Below are 15,142 nucleotides of genomic sequence, written 5' to 3' on the forward strand. Positions count from 1 at the left end.
TGCTTTGGCGTAAGAGTGGCTGTGGGTTCCCGCGAGTCTAGGTGGGAGCCCATCTCACAGACCGGGCGGCAGCGTGATCTCGGTCGGTAGCCCGGGCAGCGCGGGCAGCGTGATCACGGACGGCAGCTGTGGCAATGGGTACGTCTGGCCCGACGGCGTGGTCGCGGTGGTGGTGGCGGTCGACGGCAGCGTGTCCTCGGTGGACGCCGTCGGAGCGTCGGTGGGTGTGGTGACCGGCGGCGCGCTCGATTGCGGCGGAGCCACGCTGGCGGTGCTCGACGGCCGGGGCACCGTGGTGGTGGCGGTCGCGGGGGTGGGGTTGGTTACCGGCTCCTGCGGCGGGGCGCCATGTATGAGCTGGATGATGCCCCAGACGATCAGCGCGATCAGGACCGCGATGAGGACGCCCCACCCGGCCAACGCAATCGGTTTACGCCAACCGGGAATCGGGTCGTCAGGGTCGGGCTCCGTGCTGCCGTCTTCTCCGTAGTGGATGTAGACGGTCGGTTCGTCGTCGACGAAATAGTCTGCCGGCGCGTGCCTTGCCATGGTCGCAGAGACTAGCGGGGCGGTGTCGGCCGAGGTGGGACCCACACGGGCAGGTTCGGATCGGCCGTCAAACGTTGACTTAATTGCAACCAACTCGTTAGGGGATCGCGGGGATGGTGGTCGGTAGCCACGATGGCCAGTGATGCCGACGCGTCGGTTCTTGGCGCGTGGGTTGTGGTGCCGGCGCGACCGCAGTGCTGGTGGTCGGCGGCTCAGTCGTGGCGGTTGTGGTGGTCGGCGCTGTGGTCGTCGTGGGGGGCGTCGTCGTGCTGGTGGTGGTGGTCGGCGCCGTCGTGGTGGTCGTCGGGTGGGTGCTGGGGGCGTTACCGGTGCCCTTGTCTCCGATGAGCTCGATGATGCCGTAGACGATCAGGGCGATCAGGATCAGAACGGACAGGCCCCAGATGAGGAGCCCCACCGGCTTGCGGTACCACGGGGTGGGCTCGGTGTCCTCGTCGAAAGGATGGAGCGGGGGGTCCGCCGGGTCGGGCTGATCGGGCGCAGGCGGCGGTTCACCGGCGGGCGGGTGCTCGCCCCTGCCGACGTCTCGATACCGCGTCGGCTCATTGTTGAAGTCGTCCGGTGGGCCTGCCACGGCACCGATCGTACTGACCGGCGTCAGAAGGTGGTGACCTTCTCCACGCTTACGAACATGCCGTGCCCGGTGCGCCCGTTGGTGAACTTGGTGCCGGCCTCGGATGCCTCGATCGTCCAGCCCTGCGCGTCGTAGGTCTTGTAGTCGATCGGGACGGTGGGAATGGCGCCCAGATTGCCCAGCACCCACTGCACGGATCCGGCAGAGGTGATGTGGACGCCGTTGGCGTGTTCACCATCCTGCATGGGCGAGTCGGTGAACGGTGCCTCGCATCCGACGCTGTCCTTGTTGATTTGGCAGCGCGTGACGCCGGACTTGGTCTCGATGAAGACGTAGCCGTTCTGGTCTGGCGGTAGCGGGATGGCGCCGGCCGGTGCGTTCGGGTTGACCGGCGTTGTCGGTGGGATCCCGGTGGGGTTCGACGGCGCGGCGCTCGGGCGCGGAGCGGGAAATGCGGGTTCGGTCGGTCCGGCGCCCGGCGCGGCGACCGGCCTGCCCTCGATGACGGACGAACAGCCGTTGATCAGCATCGGACTAAGCACCAATACGGGCGAAAGCAGCAAGGTTCCGCCGGCCAGACTCCACCGTGTCCTCTGCGAAAACCGCACGCGTCGCTCCCGAATCTCGGAGGTATCAGAAGCAGACTACGCAGCAGACGGCGCAATGTGCTGAGGTGACGCGCGTTTGAAATGTCGCTGATAGCAAAGTGTTATCGCCACGCGGCAGGCGCGTGGCGACGGATTGTCCTGAGGCATCATGGGAGTGTGGCGCAGTTCACCGGAGTGTTGCTGGCCGCGGGCGCCGGCCGCCGGTACGGGAAGCCCAAAGTCTTGGTCGAGGGCTGGCTGGACATCGCGGTCGGGGCGCTGCGCGACGGGGGGTGTTCCGACGTCGTCCTGGTCTTGGGGGCCGCCGAGGTCGCGGCCCCGCCCGGCGTCACGGCCATCACCGCGCCGCAATGGCACGACGGGCTCAGCGCGTCGGTGCGCGCCGGGCTGGCCGAGGCCGACCGGATGGGCGCCGACTACGCCGTGGTGCACGTGATCGACACTCCCGACGTGGGCCCCGACGTCGTCGCGCGGGTGCTCGGCCGCGTCACGGACACCGGGCTGGCGCGCGCGTACTTCGGCGACCGGCCGGGGCATCCGGTGGTTATCGCGCGCCGGCACTGGCCCGAGGTGCTGGCCCGGATCTCCGGAGACAACGGCGCCGGGACGTATCTGCGCGGCCGCCACGACGTCGAGATCGTCGACTGCGGTGACCTCGCCGGCGGTCACGACGTCGACGAGCCCGGCTAAGTCACAGACCCAGCAGCTTCTCGGCGTTGCGATGGCTGATGCGCGCCCGGTCGTCGTCGCTCAGGGGGAGCCCGTCCAGGAACGCGCGGGCTGCCTTCATCGACCCGAACGGGTAGTCGGCCGAGAACGCCACTCGGTCGATCCCCACCTGAGCGACCAGATTGGCGTATGTCGCTTCGTCGTTGAAGTTGGCGAAGGTGTAGTGCACATTGCGTCGCAGGTAGGTGCTGACGGGGTGTTCGAGTCCGGTCAATTCCGGCGTCAGCGTGGCGTCGAAGCGCGGCAGCATGAACGACGTCGCCTCGCCCATGTGCCCGATCACGATCTGCAACGCCGGGTAGCGGTCGAACACGCCACCGAGAATCAGCCGCAGCAGATGTGTGGCGGTGTTGATGTGCCAGCCCCAGCCCACCGTCGCGAATGCGAACGTCACCGCGGGGGAGAAACCCGCGTAGCTGGATTCGATGACGCCCGCCGGCGGGATGGTCGGGTGCAGGTAGATCGGAGCGTGAAGCCGCGCCGCGCGATCGAGAATCGGCTCGAAGAACGGGTCGTCCAGATAGCGACCTTGGCTGTGTCCGTTGATCACCGCGCCCTTGAAGCCGAGCGTGCGCATCGCCCGCTCCAATTCGTCGGCCGCCGCGTTGGGCGCGCTGATCGGCACGCACGCAAAGCCCGCCAGCCGCTCGGGGTACCGGGCGACCGCCGCCGCGAGTTCGTCGTTGCAGTCGCGGGCCAGCGGGGCGGCTTCCGAGCCGTCCAGCTGCTCGACACCGGGCGCGGCCAGCGACAGCACCGCCAGATCGATACCGGCCTCGTCCATCGCGGCGATGCGGTCGTCGCCGAGATCGGCGATGGCCTCGATCACGCCGGCGCGCGACGCAAGCCAGCTCCCCGGTCCGCGCAGGAATCCCGCTGTGGCGTAATGCTCTTCGAGTGCGATGGTCCGCACCGGGTTCTCCTTAAGTCTCCAGCACGCGGCTGGCCGCGGTCCAGTAGGGCAGCTCATCGCGCTTGGCGGCCCACCGAATCGTCTTGGTGTAGCCGTATTCGGCCAGCGTCTCCTCGGCGTGCTCGCGTCCGAATCCGCTGTGGCCGACCCCGCCGAATCCCGTGCCGATCGCGATCCGGACATAGTTGTTGACGAAGACGGCTCCGGCGCGGATCTGCCGGCTCACCCGCAACGCGCGGTCGCCGTCCTGAGTGAACACCGCCGCCACCAGTCCGAACGGGGTGCTATTGGCGATCCGCACCGCCTCACCCTCTTCGGTGAACGGGATCAGGGTGACGACCGGTCCGAAGATCTCCTCCCGGGCGACCCGCATCCGCGGAGTCACGTCGGTCAGCACGGTGGGCGACACGTAGAACCCGTCCGCCAGGCGAGGATCGTCGGGCAGCGGCGCCTGGGCGGCGATCCGCGCACCTTCGGCCACCCCGAGTTTGAGGTAGTCCAGCACCTGCTTCTGCTGCGCACGGGTGACCAACGGCCCGACGTCCGTCGTGGGATCGGCTCCGTCACCCACCCGCAGCTTGGTCACCGCCTTGCACAACTTCGCGGAGAACTCCTTATAAATCTTGTCCTGCACCAAGATTCGCGACGACGCGGTACACGCCTCGCCTTGGTTGAAGAAGCCACCGTCGATGGCGGCCATCAGCGCCTCGTGCATGTTGGCGTCGTCGAACACGATCAACGGGTTCTTGCCGCCCAGCTCCATCAGCGTCGGGGTCAGGTTGCAGGCGGCATTGCGCATCACGGCCGAACCCGTCCGCGGCGACCCGGTGAAGGACACCTTGCCCACCAGGCGATGTCCGGCGAGCGCGGCACCCACCTCGCCCTTGCCCGGCACGGCGTGCACCACGCGGTCCGGCAGCACCGACTGGATCAGCTCGACCATGCGCAGCACGACCGAGGGCGTCTGCTCCGGTGGCTTCAGCACGACGGCGTTACCGACGGCGAGTGCCGGAGCGATCTTTCCGGCGGTGTGGATCGGCGGCCAGTTGAACGGCACGATGGCCGCGATCACGCCGTACGGCTCGAGCGTCGTGACGTCCAGGACGGTGTCGTGGTCCCGCGCCTTGTTCGGCAGATTCTCCACGATGCTGCTGAAGAATTCGAAGATGGAGATCGCCGCTTCGAGATCGAACTGGCGCGCCTGGACGATCGGCTTGCCCATTTCCCGGGACTCGAGCATCGCGAGTTCGTCCGCATGCGCGCGGATGACCTCGGCGACCTGGCGCAGATAGGCCCCGCGCTCCCGAGCCGGCCGCAACTTCCAGCGCAGGTGTGCCGCGTGGGCTTTGCGCACCGCCTGGTCGACCTCGTTGGGCCCCGCTCCCTGCACCACCGTGACGGTTCGGCCCGTCGCGGGATTCTCGACGACGAATTGGTCGTCGGTGGAGGGAGACGACCAGCGCGTTCTGGTTCTGGTCAGGGCGGCAGCTTGCACAGTCATTGGCACGTCCAGCAAGGTTGGGGGTGAGGGCGGTCGACGGGCGGTCAGGCACGCTCGACGTCGTCGACGTTACGTTTACCTGCGGCATCAGGACCAACGAAATGTTCTGATGGGTACTAGCACGGGCGGTGATAATTGCTGCATGGAGCTGCGTCATCTGGAGTATTTCCTCGCCGTCGCGGACAACCGGAGCTTCACCGAGGCCGCGAAAAAGTTGCACGTCGTCCAATCGGGTGTGTCCGCGACGATCAAGGCCCTGGAACGAGAACTCGGCGCAGAGCTATTCGTCCGGGGTTCGGCGGGCGTCGAGCTGACTCCAGCGGGCGAGGAGCTACGACCCCGCGCCCGCGAAACCCTGGATGCCGCCCGCGCGGCCAAGGATGCCGTCAACGCCACCCGCGGCTCGATCCGCGGCACCGTCACGGTGGGGATTCTGACGTCGATCAGCGTGATCGACATGCCCGCGGTGCTGGCCGAACTGCACACCCGGCATCCGGGAGTTACGGTGCACTTGCGTGCCGCGAGCGCCGGATCGGCCGGCCTCGCCCGCCAGCTCCGCGACGGCGATCTCGACGTCGCCTTTCTGGTCTTCACCGGGCCACCGCCGGCCGACCTAACCGCCCGGCTCGTCGCGGCCGTCCCGCTGCTTCTGGTCGTACCCGCCGATCATCCACTGGCCCAACGGGATTCGGTGGCGTTGGCTGAGCTGGAAGGAATGTCGTTCGTCGACAGCCCACCGGGATACGGCACCAGGACCGTGATCGACAACGCGTTCACCGCCGCGGGCGTGGAACGGACCGTCGCGGTGGAGGTCGCCGACCTCGGTACGGCCGCGACCTACATCCGCAACGGCCTGGGAATCGGCTTTCTCAGTTGGACCATCCTCGACGAAATCGACGATTTCGGCCTGGCCACCCTACGTGTCAGCGACTACGACCTGGAATGGCGATTGTTCGTCACCACGTCCGCGGCCCGGTCGACCAGCGCGGCTACCCGCGCCGTCCTCGCGTTGATCGAGGAAGTCGCCTCCCGCTGAATCAGCTTGCGATGGCTACCTGTTCGACCGCAGCGTCCTCGGCCACCGCCCCGTAGCCGTAGCGATCGATGACCTCGGCCCAGCGGTCCGCGATGATCGCGCGCTGCTCGGCCGTCACCTCATACTTGTTCGTCCGGTAGGAAGCCTTGTCGTCCAGGTATTTCCGCAGCCGTGGCAGGTACCGATCAAAGTCACCCAGATCCAGGTGCTCGTACATCGTGCGCAACTGACCCTCGGGATCGTCGATCAGATCCTCATAGCGCAATTCGAAAAACCTTGACGGGTCGACGAGCTCGCGCCCTTCGTCCAGCTTCCGATGCAAATCGAGATAGTTGGACAAGACGTTTTCATCCAGTCCCTGGAAAGTCGGCCGCTGTAGCCCGTGCACCAGAGAGAACGCCTTGAAGAGGTTGACGGTAGAGGGATAGACGACGTAGGGATCCCGGACGATGTGAATGAACTTCGCCTGTGGAAATATGTCCAGCAGCACCTTGATCCGGAAACTGTGCGTCGGACTCTTCAGGACGATTGCCTGGCGGCGGCGGAAGTACACCTGCCGAACGAACCGGAAAAAGGTCTGCTTCCAGGTTTCCAGTTCTTGGGCGCTGAGCTTGTCCATGTCCAGGTAATGCTCGTCCTGGGTGGGCCGGTTCGGGAACGCGATGGTGAGGTAGGGCGAGGGCAGTCCCAGCATGCACCAGGCGAACTCGTCTTCCTGGGGGTGCGCCATGCTCATGTCCATGTTGTCCATCGCGCGATGCTTCGACGTCAGGCATTCGGCGAAACGGGCGAACCGCTGGGTCAGCAGAAAGTGGTGCGGCGCAATGCATTCGTAGGTCGTCGGACCGGTGTGATGCTCGTCGAGCACCATCATCTCGTGCAGCATGGTGGTGCCGCTGCGCCAGTGCCCGATGATGAAGATCGGCGCATGTCCGATTGCCGTGTTGGCGACTCGTTTGCCGAACACGATGTTCTGGCACAACCCCAAGAGAGAGTTCACGACCGACAGACCCGTGTAGAGCACCGCGTAGTGCCAGCGGCTCCAGTGCACGGCGAAGCGGTTGCGGATCAGCAGGCGGGTCCAGGCGGTGAAGTTACAGCCGATCCACAGCGGCGCGGCCCACTCTTGCCACCGCGCTACCGGCGATGCCGAACGGCCGGCCTTCATCGCGGGTGGGAACAACAGTCTGGGGTTGCGCGAAGCGCAACGACGACCCGCGGATCAGCCATGACCATTCGCCCTTCTCGTGGTGAAACTGGAGCAGACGTACAACCTGGAACAGATGTACAACTCGGTGCGGACGCTAACATCCAGTTGTCTTACGCATGCCTAATTAACAAGAACGTCATTGCCAAGACACGGCGGATTCAAGATGGGCGCCGTCTTTGCTGTTAGCCGGGCCAATCGCGACCTTGAGAAAAATCGTAAGTCCCCCGGGAACAAGCTCCCGACACCAATCGTTAGGATGGTCGACAAGTTGAGTGACCCAGACTCAATACTGGGTTGACAGGCGGGCTCTCCCGGGGGCAGGCTTGAGCGGGGTTCACTCAGCATAGTGGCACCAAAGAAGCTCTACACAATCAGGAGGAATCACTATGGCTCGTGCGGTCGGTATCGACCTCGGGACCACCAACTCCGTCGTCGCGGTCCTGGAAGGTGGCGACCCCGTGGTCGTCGCGAACTCCGAGGGCTCACGCACCACACCGTCTATCGTCGCCTTCGCGCGCAACGGTGAGGTGCTCGTCGGCCAGCCCGCCAAGAACCAGGCGGTCACCAACGTTGACCGCACTATCCGTTCGGTCAAGCGGCACATGGGCACGGACTGGTCCATCGAGATCGACGACAAGAAATACACCGCTCAGGAGATCAGCGCCCGCATTCTGCAGAAGCTGAAGCGCGACGCGGAAGCTTACCTGGGTGAGGACGTCGCCGACGCGGTCGTGACCGTTCCCGCGTACTTCAACGACGCCCAGCGTCAGGCCACCAAGGAAGCCGGCCAGATCGCCGGCCTCAACGTGCTGCGCATCGTCAACGAGCCGACCGCGGCGGCACTTGCCTACGGTCTGGACAAGGGCGAGAAGGAACAAACCATCCTGGTGTTCGACCTCGGGGGCGGTACGTTCGACGTCTCGCTGCTCGAGATCGGCGAGGGTGTGGTCGAGGTCCGTGCCACCAGTGGTGACAACCACCTCGGTGGTGACGACTGGGATGACCGTGTCGTCGAGTGGCTCGTCGACAAGTTCAAGGGCACCAGTGGAATTGACCTGACCAAGGACAAGATGGCGATGCAGCGGCTGCGTGAGGCCGCCGAGAAGGCCAAGATCGAGCTCTCGAGTTCGCAGAGCACCTCGATCAACCTGCCTTACATCACCGTCGACGCGGACAAGAACCCGCTGTTCCTCGACGAGCAGCTGACCCGCGCCGAATTCCAGCGCATCACCCAGGATCTGCTCGACCGCACGCGTCAGCCGTTCCAGTCGGTCATCAAGGACGCTGGCATCTCGGTGTCCGAGATCGACCACGTGGTGCTGGTGGGTGGTTCCACCCGCATGCCGGCGGTGACCGAGCTGGTCAAGGAGCTCACCGGCGGTAAGGAGCCCAACAAGGGCGTCAACCCCGACGAGGTTGTGGCCGTTGGTGCCGCGCTGCAGGCGGGTGTCCTCAAGGGCGAGGTGAAAGATGTTCTGCTGCTTGACGTCACACCGCTGAGCCTCGGCATTGAGACCAAGGGTGGCGTGATGACCAAGCTGATCGAGCGCAACACCACGATCCCGACCAAGCGGTCGGAGACCTTCACCACGGCCGACGACAATCAGCCGTCGGTGCAGATCCAGGTCTTCCAGGGTGAGCGCGAAATCGCTTCGCACAACAAGCTCCTCGGCTCGTTCGAGCTGACCGGTATCCCGCCGGCTCCGCGCGGTGTCCCGCAGATCGAGGTCACCTTCGACATCGACGCCAACGGCATCGTGCACGTCACGGCCAAGGACAAGGGCACCGGCAAGGAGAACACGATCAAAATCCAAGAGGGCTCCGGCCTGTCCAAGGAGGAGATCGACCGGATGATCAAGGACGCCGAGGCGCATGCCGAGGAGGACCGCAAGCGTCGCGAAGAGGCCGATGTCCGTAACCAGGCCGAGTCGCTGGTCTACCAGACCGAGAAGTTCATCGCTGAACAACGGAGCGCAGCGTCCGAGTCTGGCGGGTCGCAGGTTCCCGAGGAGACGCTGGCCAAGGTCGACGGCGCGATCGCCGAGGCCAAGTCGGCGCTGGGCGGCACCGACATCGCCGCGATCAAGACGGCGATGGAGAAGCTCGGCCAGGAGTCTCAGGCGCTGGGTCAGGCGATCTACGAAGCTACTCAAGCGGCCGGCGGACAGTCCGGCGGCGCCGAGTCCGGCGGCTCATCCGGCTCCGCTGATGATGTCGTGGACGCGGAGGTGGTCGACGACGACCGGGAGTCCAAGTGACTCAAGGAGATCAACAACGGGATGGCAATCCGCAAGAACAGGTAACTGTCACCGACAAGCGGCGGATTGATCCCGAGACCGGAGAAGTACGCGATGTCCCACCCGGCCCCCAAACAGCAGGGGCGCCGGGCGGGGCGGCGTCCGGACCATTCGCCGGCGAAACTCCGGAGGAGGCAGGCAAGGCGGCCGAACTGATCGCCGACCTGCAACGGGTTCAAGCCGATTTCGCGAACTACCGCAAGCGTGCGCTGCGCGACCAGCAGGCTGCGGCGGATCGGGCCAAGGCCACCGTTGTGAGCCAATTGCTGGGCGTGCTCGACGATCTCGACCGCGCGCGCAAGCACGGTGACCTGGAGTCCGGCCCGCTGAAGTCGGTTGCCGACAAGCTGATGAGCGCGCTGACCGGACTCGGCCTGGTGGCGTTCGGTGCCGAGGGCGAAGATTTCGACCCGGTGCTACACGAAGCCGTCCAGCATGAGGGTGATGGCGGCGAGGGCTCCAAACCGGTGATCGGCACCGTGATGCGCGAGGGCTACAAACTGGGCGACAACGTATTGCGTCACGCCCTGGTTGGCGTCGTGGACACGGTCTCGGGCGGGGGCGACGAAGCCAACGCCTCGCCGAGCGCGGCCCCCGCCGCGAGCGACACCGACGAAAATGCCGACACCTCCGGTGGTTAAGGCACAGAATCAGCACAACAGAAATAGCGAAAGGTGAGGGGAGGTGACGCGACATGGCCCAGCGTGAGTGGGTCGAAAAGGACTTCTACAAGGAGCTTGGCGTCTCCTCCGACGCCAGCCCCGAAGAGATAAAGCGCGCCTATCGCAAGTTGGCGCGCGACCTGCATCCGGATGCGAATCCCGACAACCCCGCCGCCGGTGAACGGTTCAAAGCGGTGTCGGAAGCGCATAACGTGCTGTCGGATCCGGCCAAGCGCAAGGAGTACGACGAAACCCGCCGGCTCTTCGCCGGTGGTGGCCTGGGCGGTCGGCGGTTCGACACCGGCGGCTTCGGTGGCTTCAACGTCGGCGGCGACGGTGCCGAGTTCAATCTCAACGATTTGTTCGACGCAGCGGGCCGCAGTGGGGGCACCAACATCGGCGACCTCTTCGGTGGCTTGTTCGGACGCGGCGCGGGTGCTCGTCCCAGCCGGCCCCGGCGTGGCAACGATCTGGAAACCGAAACCGAGCTGGATTTCGTCGAGGCCGCCAATGGCGTCGCGATGCCGTTGCGGTTGACCAGCCCCGCACCATGCACCAATTGCCATGGCAGCGGCGCACGTCCGGGTACCAGTCCGAAGGTGTGTCCCACCTGTAACGGAGCCGGTGTGGTCAGCAGCAACCAGGGTGCATTCGGTTTCTCCGAGCCCTGCACCGACTGCCGGGGCAGTGGCTCGATCATCGAGCACCCGTGCGACGAGTGCAAAGGCACCGGCGTCACCACTCGCACCCGCACCATCAACGTGCGTATCCCTCCCGGCGTCGAAGACGGACAACGGATTCGACTGCCCGGGCAGGGTGAGGCGGGATTGCGCGGTGCGCCGTCGGGTGACCTCTACGTGACGGTGCATGTGCGGCCGGACAAGGTCTTCAGCCGCGACGGCGACGACCTGACCGTGACCGTCCCGGTCAGCTTCAGCGAATTGGCCTTGGGGTCAACGCTTTCGGTTCCGACGCTGGACGGCAAGGTCGGCGTGCGGGTGCCCAAGGGCACCGCCGACGGGCGCATCCTGCGGGTGCGCGGACGCGGTGTGCCCAAGCGCAGCGGCGGCAACGGAGACTTGCTGGTCACCGTGAAAGTCGCTGTGCCACCGAAATTGGAAGGCGCTGCGCAAGAGGCGCTGGAGGTGTATGCAGAGGCCGAGCGCGCCAGTGGGTTCAATCCGCGAGCGGGATGGGCGGGTAACCGCTGATGGCAAAAGACGCCAAGCGAGAGGAAGCCCGCACCTTTTTAATCTCGGTCGCGGCCGAGCTGGCCGGCATGCATGCGCAGACCTTGCGTACCTACGATCGCCTCGGGCTGGTGACACCGAGCCGCACTTCCGGTGGCGGACGGCGTTATTCGCAGCGCGACGTGGATCTGCTGCGCGAGGTGCAACGCCTGTCGCAGGACGAAGGCGTCAACCTGGCCGGCATCAAACGGATCATCGAGCTGACCAACCAGGTCGAGGCGCTGCAGTCGCGGCTGAAAGAAATGGCCGACGAGATAGCCGTGTTGCGGGGCAACCAGCGCCGCGACCTCGCGGTGGTACCCAAGAGCACGGCGCTGGTGGTGTGGCAGCCGCGTAAGGGGCGTTAGTCCGCCGGGAGTTTGTCGAGGGTCTTACGCGCTTCCTTGCGGAAGACTTCGTGTTCGTCGTTCAGGTACGCAGCGACGGCGTCGCGCACCTTGGTGGCTTTCTGGCGGACCAGGGCGCGCATCGCCGGGATTCGCATGCCGGGGTGCGGGAGTTGGCTCACAGCAAGATCTTTGGCTTCTGTGCCGGCTCGACCTCGGGGCGCGCGACTGCTAGACCCGGATGGAGAACACCGAGACCGCCGGCTCGCCGGGGCGCGCGGTGCGGTATCCGCCGCGGCGCAGCGCGTCCGTGGGCGCGGTCATCGGCTCGAAGCAGACCAGGTCTTCGCCGGGTGGGGCGAAGATCTGGGTCGCCGAATACCCCTGCTCGAAGTGCACTTCCAGCCGGCGCCCGCCGCCGGACACCGCGAACACCGCGCCCTCGGCGACCTGGTCGTACGCATCGTCAAAAGCGTTGTCGCCCAACGGCTCTTTCTTGGCGGGCTGCTGCATGAAACCACCGGTGGGCAGGCCGCGCTCGTCGAGACTCAGATGCCGCAACGGCGGTGTCTCGATGATCCACTCGCTGCGCGCCGCGTCGGGCACCCGTAGATACGGGTGAAACCCGAAGCACAACGGGACCGCGGTCTTGCCGGTGGCGGTGACGGTGGTGCGCACCGTCAGCGTCCGCTCGGACAGCCGCAGGGACACCGTCAAAAGGTGCGGATACGGAAAGCCGGCCAGCAGCTGCGGATCGGTTCCGAAGTCGACTTCGGCGGTCAGCTCGTTGGCCGACTCCGCCACCACCCGCCAACCGGGGTAAGCGGCCAGGGTGCCGTGGATCGGCAGGCCGTTCGGATCGGCGCGCACCCGGTTTTCACCCGGTGTAAGCTCGACGGTCACGTTCTCGGCGGTATAGGTGTTGCTGCTCAGCCGATTTGCCCACGGGTACAGAATCGGGATGCCCATCGTCTTACCGGCATCGATGTAGGCATCCAGACCGCGCCGCTGACCGAGCAACTCCACTCCGGAGTCGGTCAGCGAGATGCCGATCATGCCCGCGTCCGGCACGAATTGGGCGGCCACCGATGACGTGGGGTCGCGCAGGGTCACCACATGCACGCGGTCAGCCTAGCGGCGATCGCAAGCGCGGCGCAGCCGGGCGCTGCGGGTCGGCGCCATCGGTCCAGCGGCGATCGCAAGCGCGGCGCAGCCGGGCGCCGCGGGTCGGCGCCATCGGTCTAGCGGCGATCGCAAGCGCGGCGCAGCCGGGCGCTGCGGGTCGGCGCCATCGGTCTAGCGGCTCAGCGGGTCGTGCTGAATACGCTCCGGCGGGGCGCCTTTGGCGATCAGCGCGGCCTTGGTCGCCCGGACCATGGCGGGCCCACCACAGATCAGGATCTGCCGGTCGCCCCAACCGCCGTACTTGGTGACCACCTCGGGGAGTTGACCGATTTGGTGAACATGCAGGCCGCGCGGCGGCGTGACGTCGGGGTAGTCCGCGGCCCAGGCGGGGTCGCGGTTGTATTCCGACACCGGCGAGACCGACAGCCAGGGGTTGTGGGCACAGACCTGCCACAGCGTCGGCAGATCGTAAAGCTCGCAGCGGTAGCGCGCGCCGAAGAACAGGTGCACCCGCGGGTTGTCGGCGTAGCGGGACAGGTCCATGATCAGCGCCCGCAACGGTGCCAATCCGGTGCTGCCGGCCACCATCAGGACGTCGCCGCCGTCGCGATCGACCTGTAAGCCGCCGTGCGGGCTGGACAATCGCCACCGGTCGCCCGGTCGGCTTTCGTTGACGATCGCGGTGCTGACCAGGCCGCCGGGGACCTGGCGGACGTGAAACTCGATCCCGGCATCAGGGTCGACGGGGATGGCTGGACTGAGAAACCGCCACCGCCGCGGGCATTGCGGAACCTGGACGTTGACGTACTGACCCGGGTGATAGTGCATCGGGCGGTCGAGTCGCAGTCGCACCACCGCGAGGTCCCGGGACACCCGGTGATGTTCGATGACGGTGCCGTCCCACCACGCAGGTCCCCCTTCGGCATCGGCGGCCCCGCTCATCACTCCGGTGATCAAGTTCAGTGACTGGTTGGCGGCCTCGTCGACGGCATCCGTCCAAGCCCCGGGGCTATGTTGACCCAAGTGGGCGCGCAGTGTTGTCCGCAACGCGCGCCGCAGCGACTCGTAATGTGCCGGCAGCACACCGTATTTGCGGTGATCCCGGCCGAGCTGGGCGAGGAAGGCCACCGGCTCCTGGGCGCGCTGCTCCACCAGCTCGCCGTAGACCCAGTGCAGTGCGTGGCCGAAAGCGGCTCGCTGAGCGTCCATTTCGGGCGGGAACAGGTCGCGCACCGAGCCGTCGACTGCGAACCAGTGAGTGTAGAAGCGATGGACGAGCTCGCCGCCGGCGCCCGAGTCGTCCGGGGCCAGGGCGTCGCGCAGTACCCGCAACGCATCGGAGTCCTCTAATCCCACGGGGCCCGATTCTAAGCTCGCCCAGGCACGTCAGCCCTGGCCGACGGTGTTCGACGTTCCTGTGTCGGCGACATTCGGTGAGCCCCAATGGTAGGTGACGACGTTGTTCGTGCCCGTCGTGCTGATCGCATCCGTGCTGTCGATCGTGATGCGATTCCCCTTGCCGGCGACGCTCAGGCTGGTGCAGTGGCCCGTTACGGTGATTGTGTTATTCACGCCGCTCACCGAGAGATAGCCGCCGTTGCAGGGGATCGTTTTCGCGGTGCCGGACCCGCTGACCTGCAAGGTGCCGTAGTCCGGGACGTTCGTAGGCAGGCCGTGGTCGGCGAGGTCGGCGCCGGTCCCGGTCGCCGCCAAACCTGCCGCGCCCAGCCAGCCGATCACGATGACAAACCAGCAGACCATCCCCACCCGCACCCGGGTGCGTAGCGTGCCGACCCAGTTGCCAGTCTCGTCGCGGTCGAGGTCGTAGGCGAAAGCGGTCACGCACCGGGCCCGCGCCGGATCGCGCACGTCGGCCAGGATCACCCCGTCGATGTATTCGCGCCCGCGCACCACGAGCTCGTCCCGGTGGCCGTCGAGTGTGTAGGACACCTTGGTCGTGGCGTTGGGACCGCTCCAGCGCTCCCGGACGACGGTCCATCCGTGTGCCATCGGCAGGCGCGCGTTGAAATGTTGTGCGCGCGTGAGCTTTTCAGTACCCGTGACGGTTGCAACTCGGCCCCACTTGAGCAATCCGATTCGCACCCGCGCGCCGAACAGGTGCACGGCATAGATCCCGGCGAGGGCGAGCGCCGCCGCCGCGGCGAAGGCTGCGGGCCGTCGGATCCACAGCACGATCGGTGCGACCGCAACCACCAACAGCGTCCAGACGTACCACCAGCGAAACGGCAGCAGCTCGGCCAGCCGGAAGGCGGCCGGAACCCTGCGTGGGGGCGGCGCGAGGTCCATATACGTCTGATTCATGGACCAAAGACCCCTATCG

At 66.3% G+C, this 15,142-nt stretch carries 16 protein-coding genes; 6 read left to right on the top strand and 10 right to left on the bottom strand.

From position 1 onward, the window contains the following. Window positions 1–54 precede the first annotated feature (54 nt). The 3 genes from MJO58_RS02935 to MJO58_RS02945 form a co-directional block, all read right to left on the bottom strand. Window positions 55–549 carry an oligopeptide transporter substrate-binding protein gene (locus tag MJO58_RS02935; RefSeq protein ID WP_239721965.1) on the bottom strand — a complete coding sequence of 165 codons (495 nt, stop codon included), beginning with the start codon at window positions 547–549 and terminating at the stop codon, window positions 55–57. A 97-nt stretch (window positions 550–646) separates the two neighbouring features. After that, window positions 647–1,144 (bottom strand): hypothetical protein, encoded by a 498-nt coding sequence (locus MJO58_RS02940; RefSeq protein ID WP_239721966.1) that lies wholly within the window; start codon window positions 1,142–1,144, stop codon window positions 647–649. A gap of 23 nt (window positions 1,145–1,167) precedes the next feature. Continuing rightward, the gene (locus MJO58_RS02945) at window positions 1,168–1,674 is read right to left on the bottom strand and encodes a hypothetical protein (protein WP_420845400.1); all 507 of its coding nucleotides are present in this window, start codon (window positions 1,672–1,674) and stop codon (window positions 1,168–1,170) included. Between the two features lie 216 nt (window positions 1,675–1,890). Here MJO58_RS02945 and MJO58_RS02950 point away from each other — a divergent pair, with 216 nt between their 5' ends. Beyond that, complete coding sequence (locus MJO58_RS02950; RefSeq protein WP_239723147.1) at window positions 1,891–2,442, top strand: nucleotidyltransferase family protein; 552 nt, start codon at window positions 1,891–1,893, stop codon at window positions 2,440–2,442. Window position 2,443: 1 nt separating this feature from the next. On the opposite strand, the gene MJO58_RS02955 is transcribed toward MJO58_RS02950, so the two are convergent. Further along, on the bottom strand, window positions 2,444–3,394 hold the full coding sequence (locus MJO58_RS02955; protein ID WP_090599195.1) for an amidohydrolase family protein: 951 nt from the start codon (window positions 3,392–3,394) through the stop codon (window positions 2,444–2,446). Between the two features lie 10 nt (window positions 3,395–3,404). Continuing rightward, window positions 3,405–4,895, bottom strand: a complete 1,491-nt coding sequence (locus MJO58_RS02960; RefSeq protein ID WP_239721967.1) for an aldehyde dehydrogenase family protein — start codon at window positions 4,893–4,895, stop codon at window positions 3,405–3,407. A 142-nt stretch (window positions 4,896–5,037) separates the two neighbouring features. Between MJO58_RS02960 and MJO58_RS02965 the strand changes: the two genes are divergently transcribed. Then, window positions 5,038–5,931 carry a LysR family transcriptional regulator gene (locus MJO58_RS02965; RefSeq protein ID WP_090599203.1) on the top strand — a complete coding sequence of 298 codons (894 nt, stop codon included), beginning with the start codon at window positions 5,038–5,040 and terminating at the stop codon, window positions 5,929–5,931. 1 nt (window position 5,932) lies between these two features. Here MJO58_RS02965 and MJO58_RS02970 read toward each other — a convergent pair whose 3' ends face one another. Continuing rightward, window positions 5,933–7,099, bottom strand: a complete 1,167-nt coding sequence (locus tag MJO58_RS02970; RefSeq protein WP_090599206.1) for a sulfotransferase family protein — start codon at window positions 7,097–7,099, stop codon at window positions 5,933–5,935. Between the two features lie 428 nt (window positions 7,100–7,527). Between MJO58_RS02970 and dnaK the strand changes: the two genes are divergently transcribed. From dnaK to MJO58_RS02990, 4 genes are read left to right on the top strand one after another with little or no spacing between them, the layout of a single operon-like run. Then, the gene (gene dnaK, locus MJO58_RS02975; protein ID WP_090599209.1) at window positions 7,528–9,399 is read left to right on the top strand and encodes a molecular chaperone DnaK; all 1,872 of its coding nucleotides are present in this window, start codon (window positions 7,528–7,530) and stop codon (window positions 9,397–9,399) included. After that, on the top strand, window positions 9,396–10,079 hold the full coding sequence (grpE, locus tag MJO58_RS02980; protein WP_090599212.1) for a nucleotide exchange factor GrpE: 684 nt from the start codon (window positions 9,396–9,398) through the stop codon (window positions 10,077–10,079). Before dnaK ends, grpE begins: the two co-directional genes overlap by 4 nt. A gap of 53 nt (window positions 10,080–10,132) precedes the next feature. Then, window positions 10,133–11,311 carry a molecular chaperone DnaJ gene (gene dnaJ / locus MJO58_RS02985; protein ID WP_090599215.1) on the top strand — a complete coding sequence of 393 codons (1,179 nt, stop codon included), beginning with the start codon at window positions 10,133–10,135 and terminating at the stop codon, window positions 11,309–11,311. Beyond that, entirely contained in the window at window positions 11,311–11,697 is a 387-nt protein-coding gene (locus MJO58_RS02990; protein ID WP_090599219.1) for a heat shock protein transcriptional repressor HspR, read from the top strand. The genes dnaJ and MJO58_RS02990 overlap by 1 nt, the downstream gene beginning before the upstream one ends. Here the strand turns inward: MJO58_RS02990 and MJO58_RS02995 are convergent. The 4 genes from MJO58_RS02995 to MJO58_RS03010 form a co-directional block, all read right to left on the bottom strand. Beyond that, window positions 11,694–11,858 carry a hypothetical protein gene (locus MJO58_RS02995; protein ID WP_239721968.1) on the bottom strand — a complete coding sequence of 55 codons (165 nt, stop codon included), beginning with the start codon at window positions 11,856–11,858 and terminating at the stop codon, window positions 11,694–11,696. The genes MJO58_RS02990 and MJO58_RS02995 overlap by 4 nt on opposite strands. A 49-nt stretch (window positions 11,859–11,907) precedes the next feature. After that, window positions 11,908–12,798, bottom strand: coding sequence for an aldose 1-epimerase (locus MJO58_RS03000; RefSeq protein WP_239721969.1), 891 nt, complete (start codon window positions 12,796–12,798; stop codon window positions 11,908–11,910). Window positions 12,799–12,972: 174 nt separating this feature from the next. Then, window positions 12,973–14,157 carry an FAD-binding oxidoreductase gene (locus MJO58_RS03005; protein WP_239721970.1) on the bottom strand — a complete coding sequence of 395 codons (1,185 nt, stop codon included), beginning with the start codon at window positions 14,155–14,157 and terminating at the stop codon, window positions 12,973–12,975. Between the two features lie 30 nt (window positions 14,158–14,187). Further along, a complete protein-coding gene (locus MJO58_RS03010) occupies window positions 14,188–15,123 on the bottom strand; it encodes a DUF3060 domain-containing protein (RefSeq protein WP_239721971.1) in 936 nt (311 codons plus the stop codon). Between the last annotated feature and the right edge of the window lie 19 nt (window positions 15,124–15,142).

This window comes from Mycobacterium lentiflavum (assembly GCF_022374895.2).
GTDB classification, from domain to species: domain Bacteria; phylum Actinomycetota; class Actinomycetes; order Mycobacteriales; family Mycobacteriaceae; genus Mycobacterium; species Mycobacterium lentiflavum.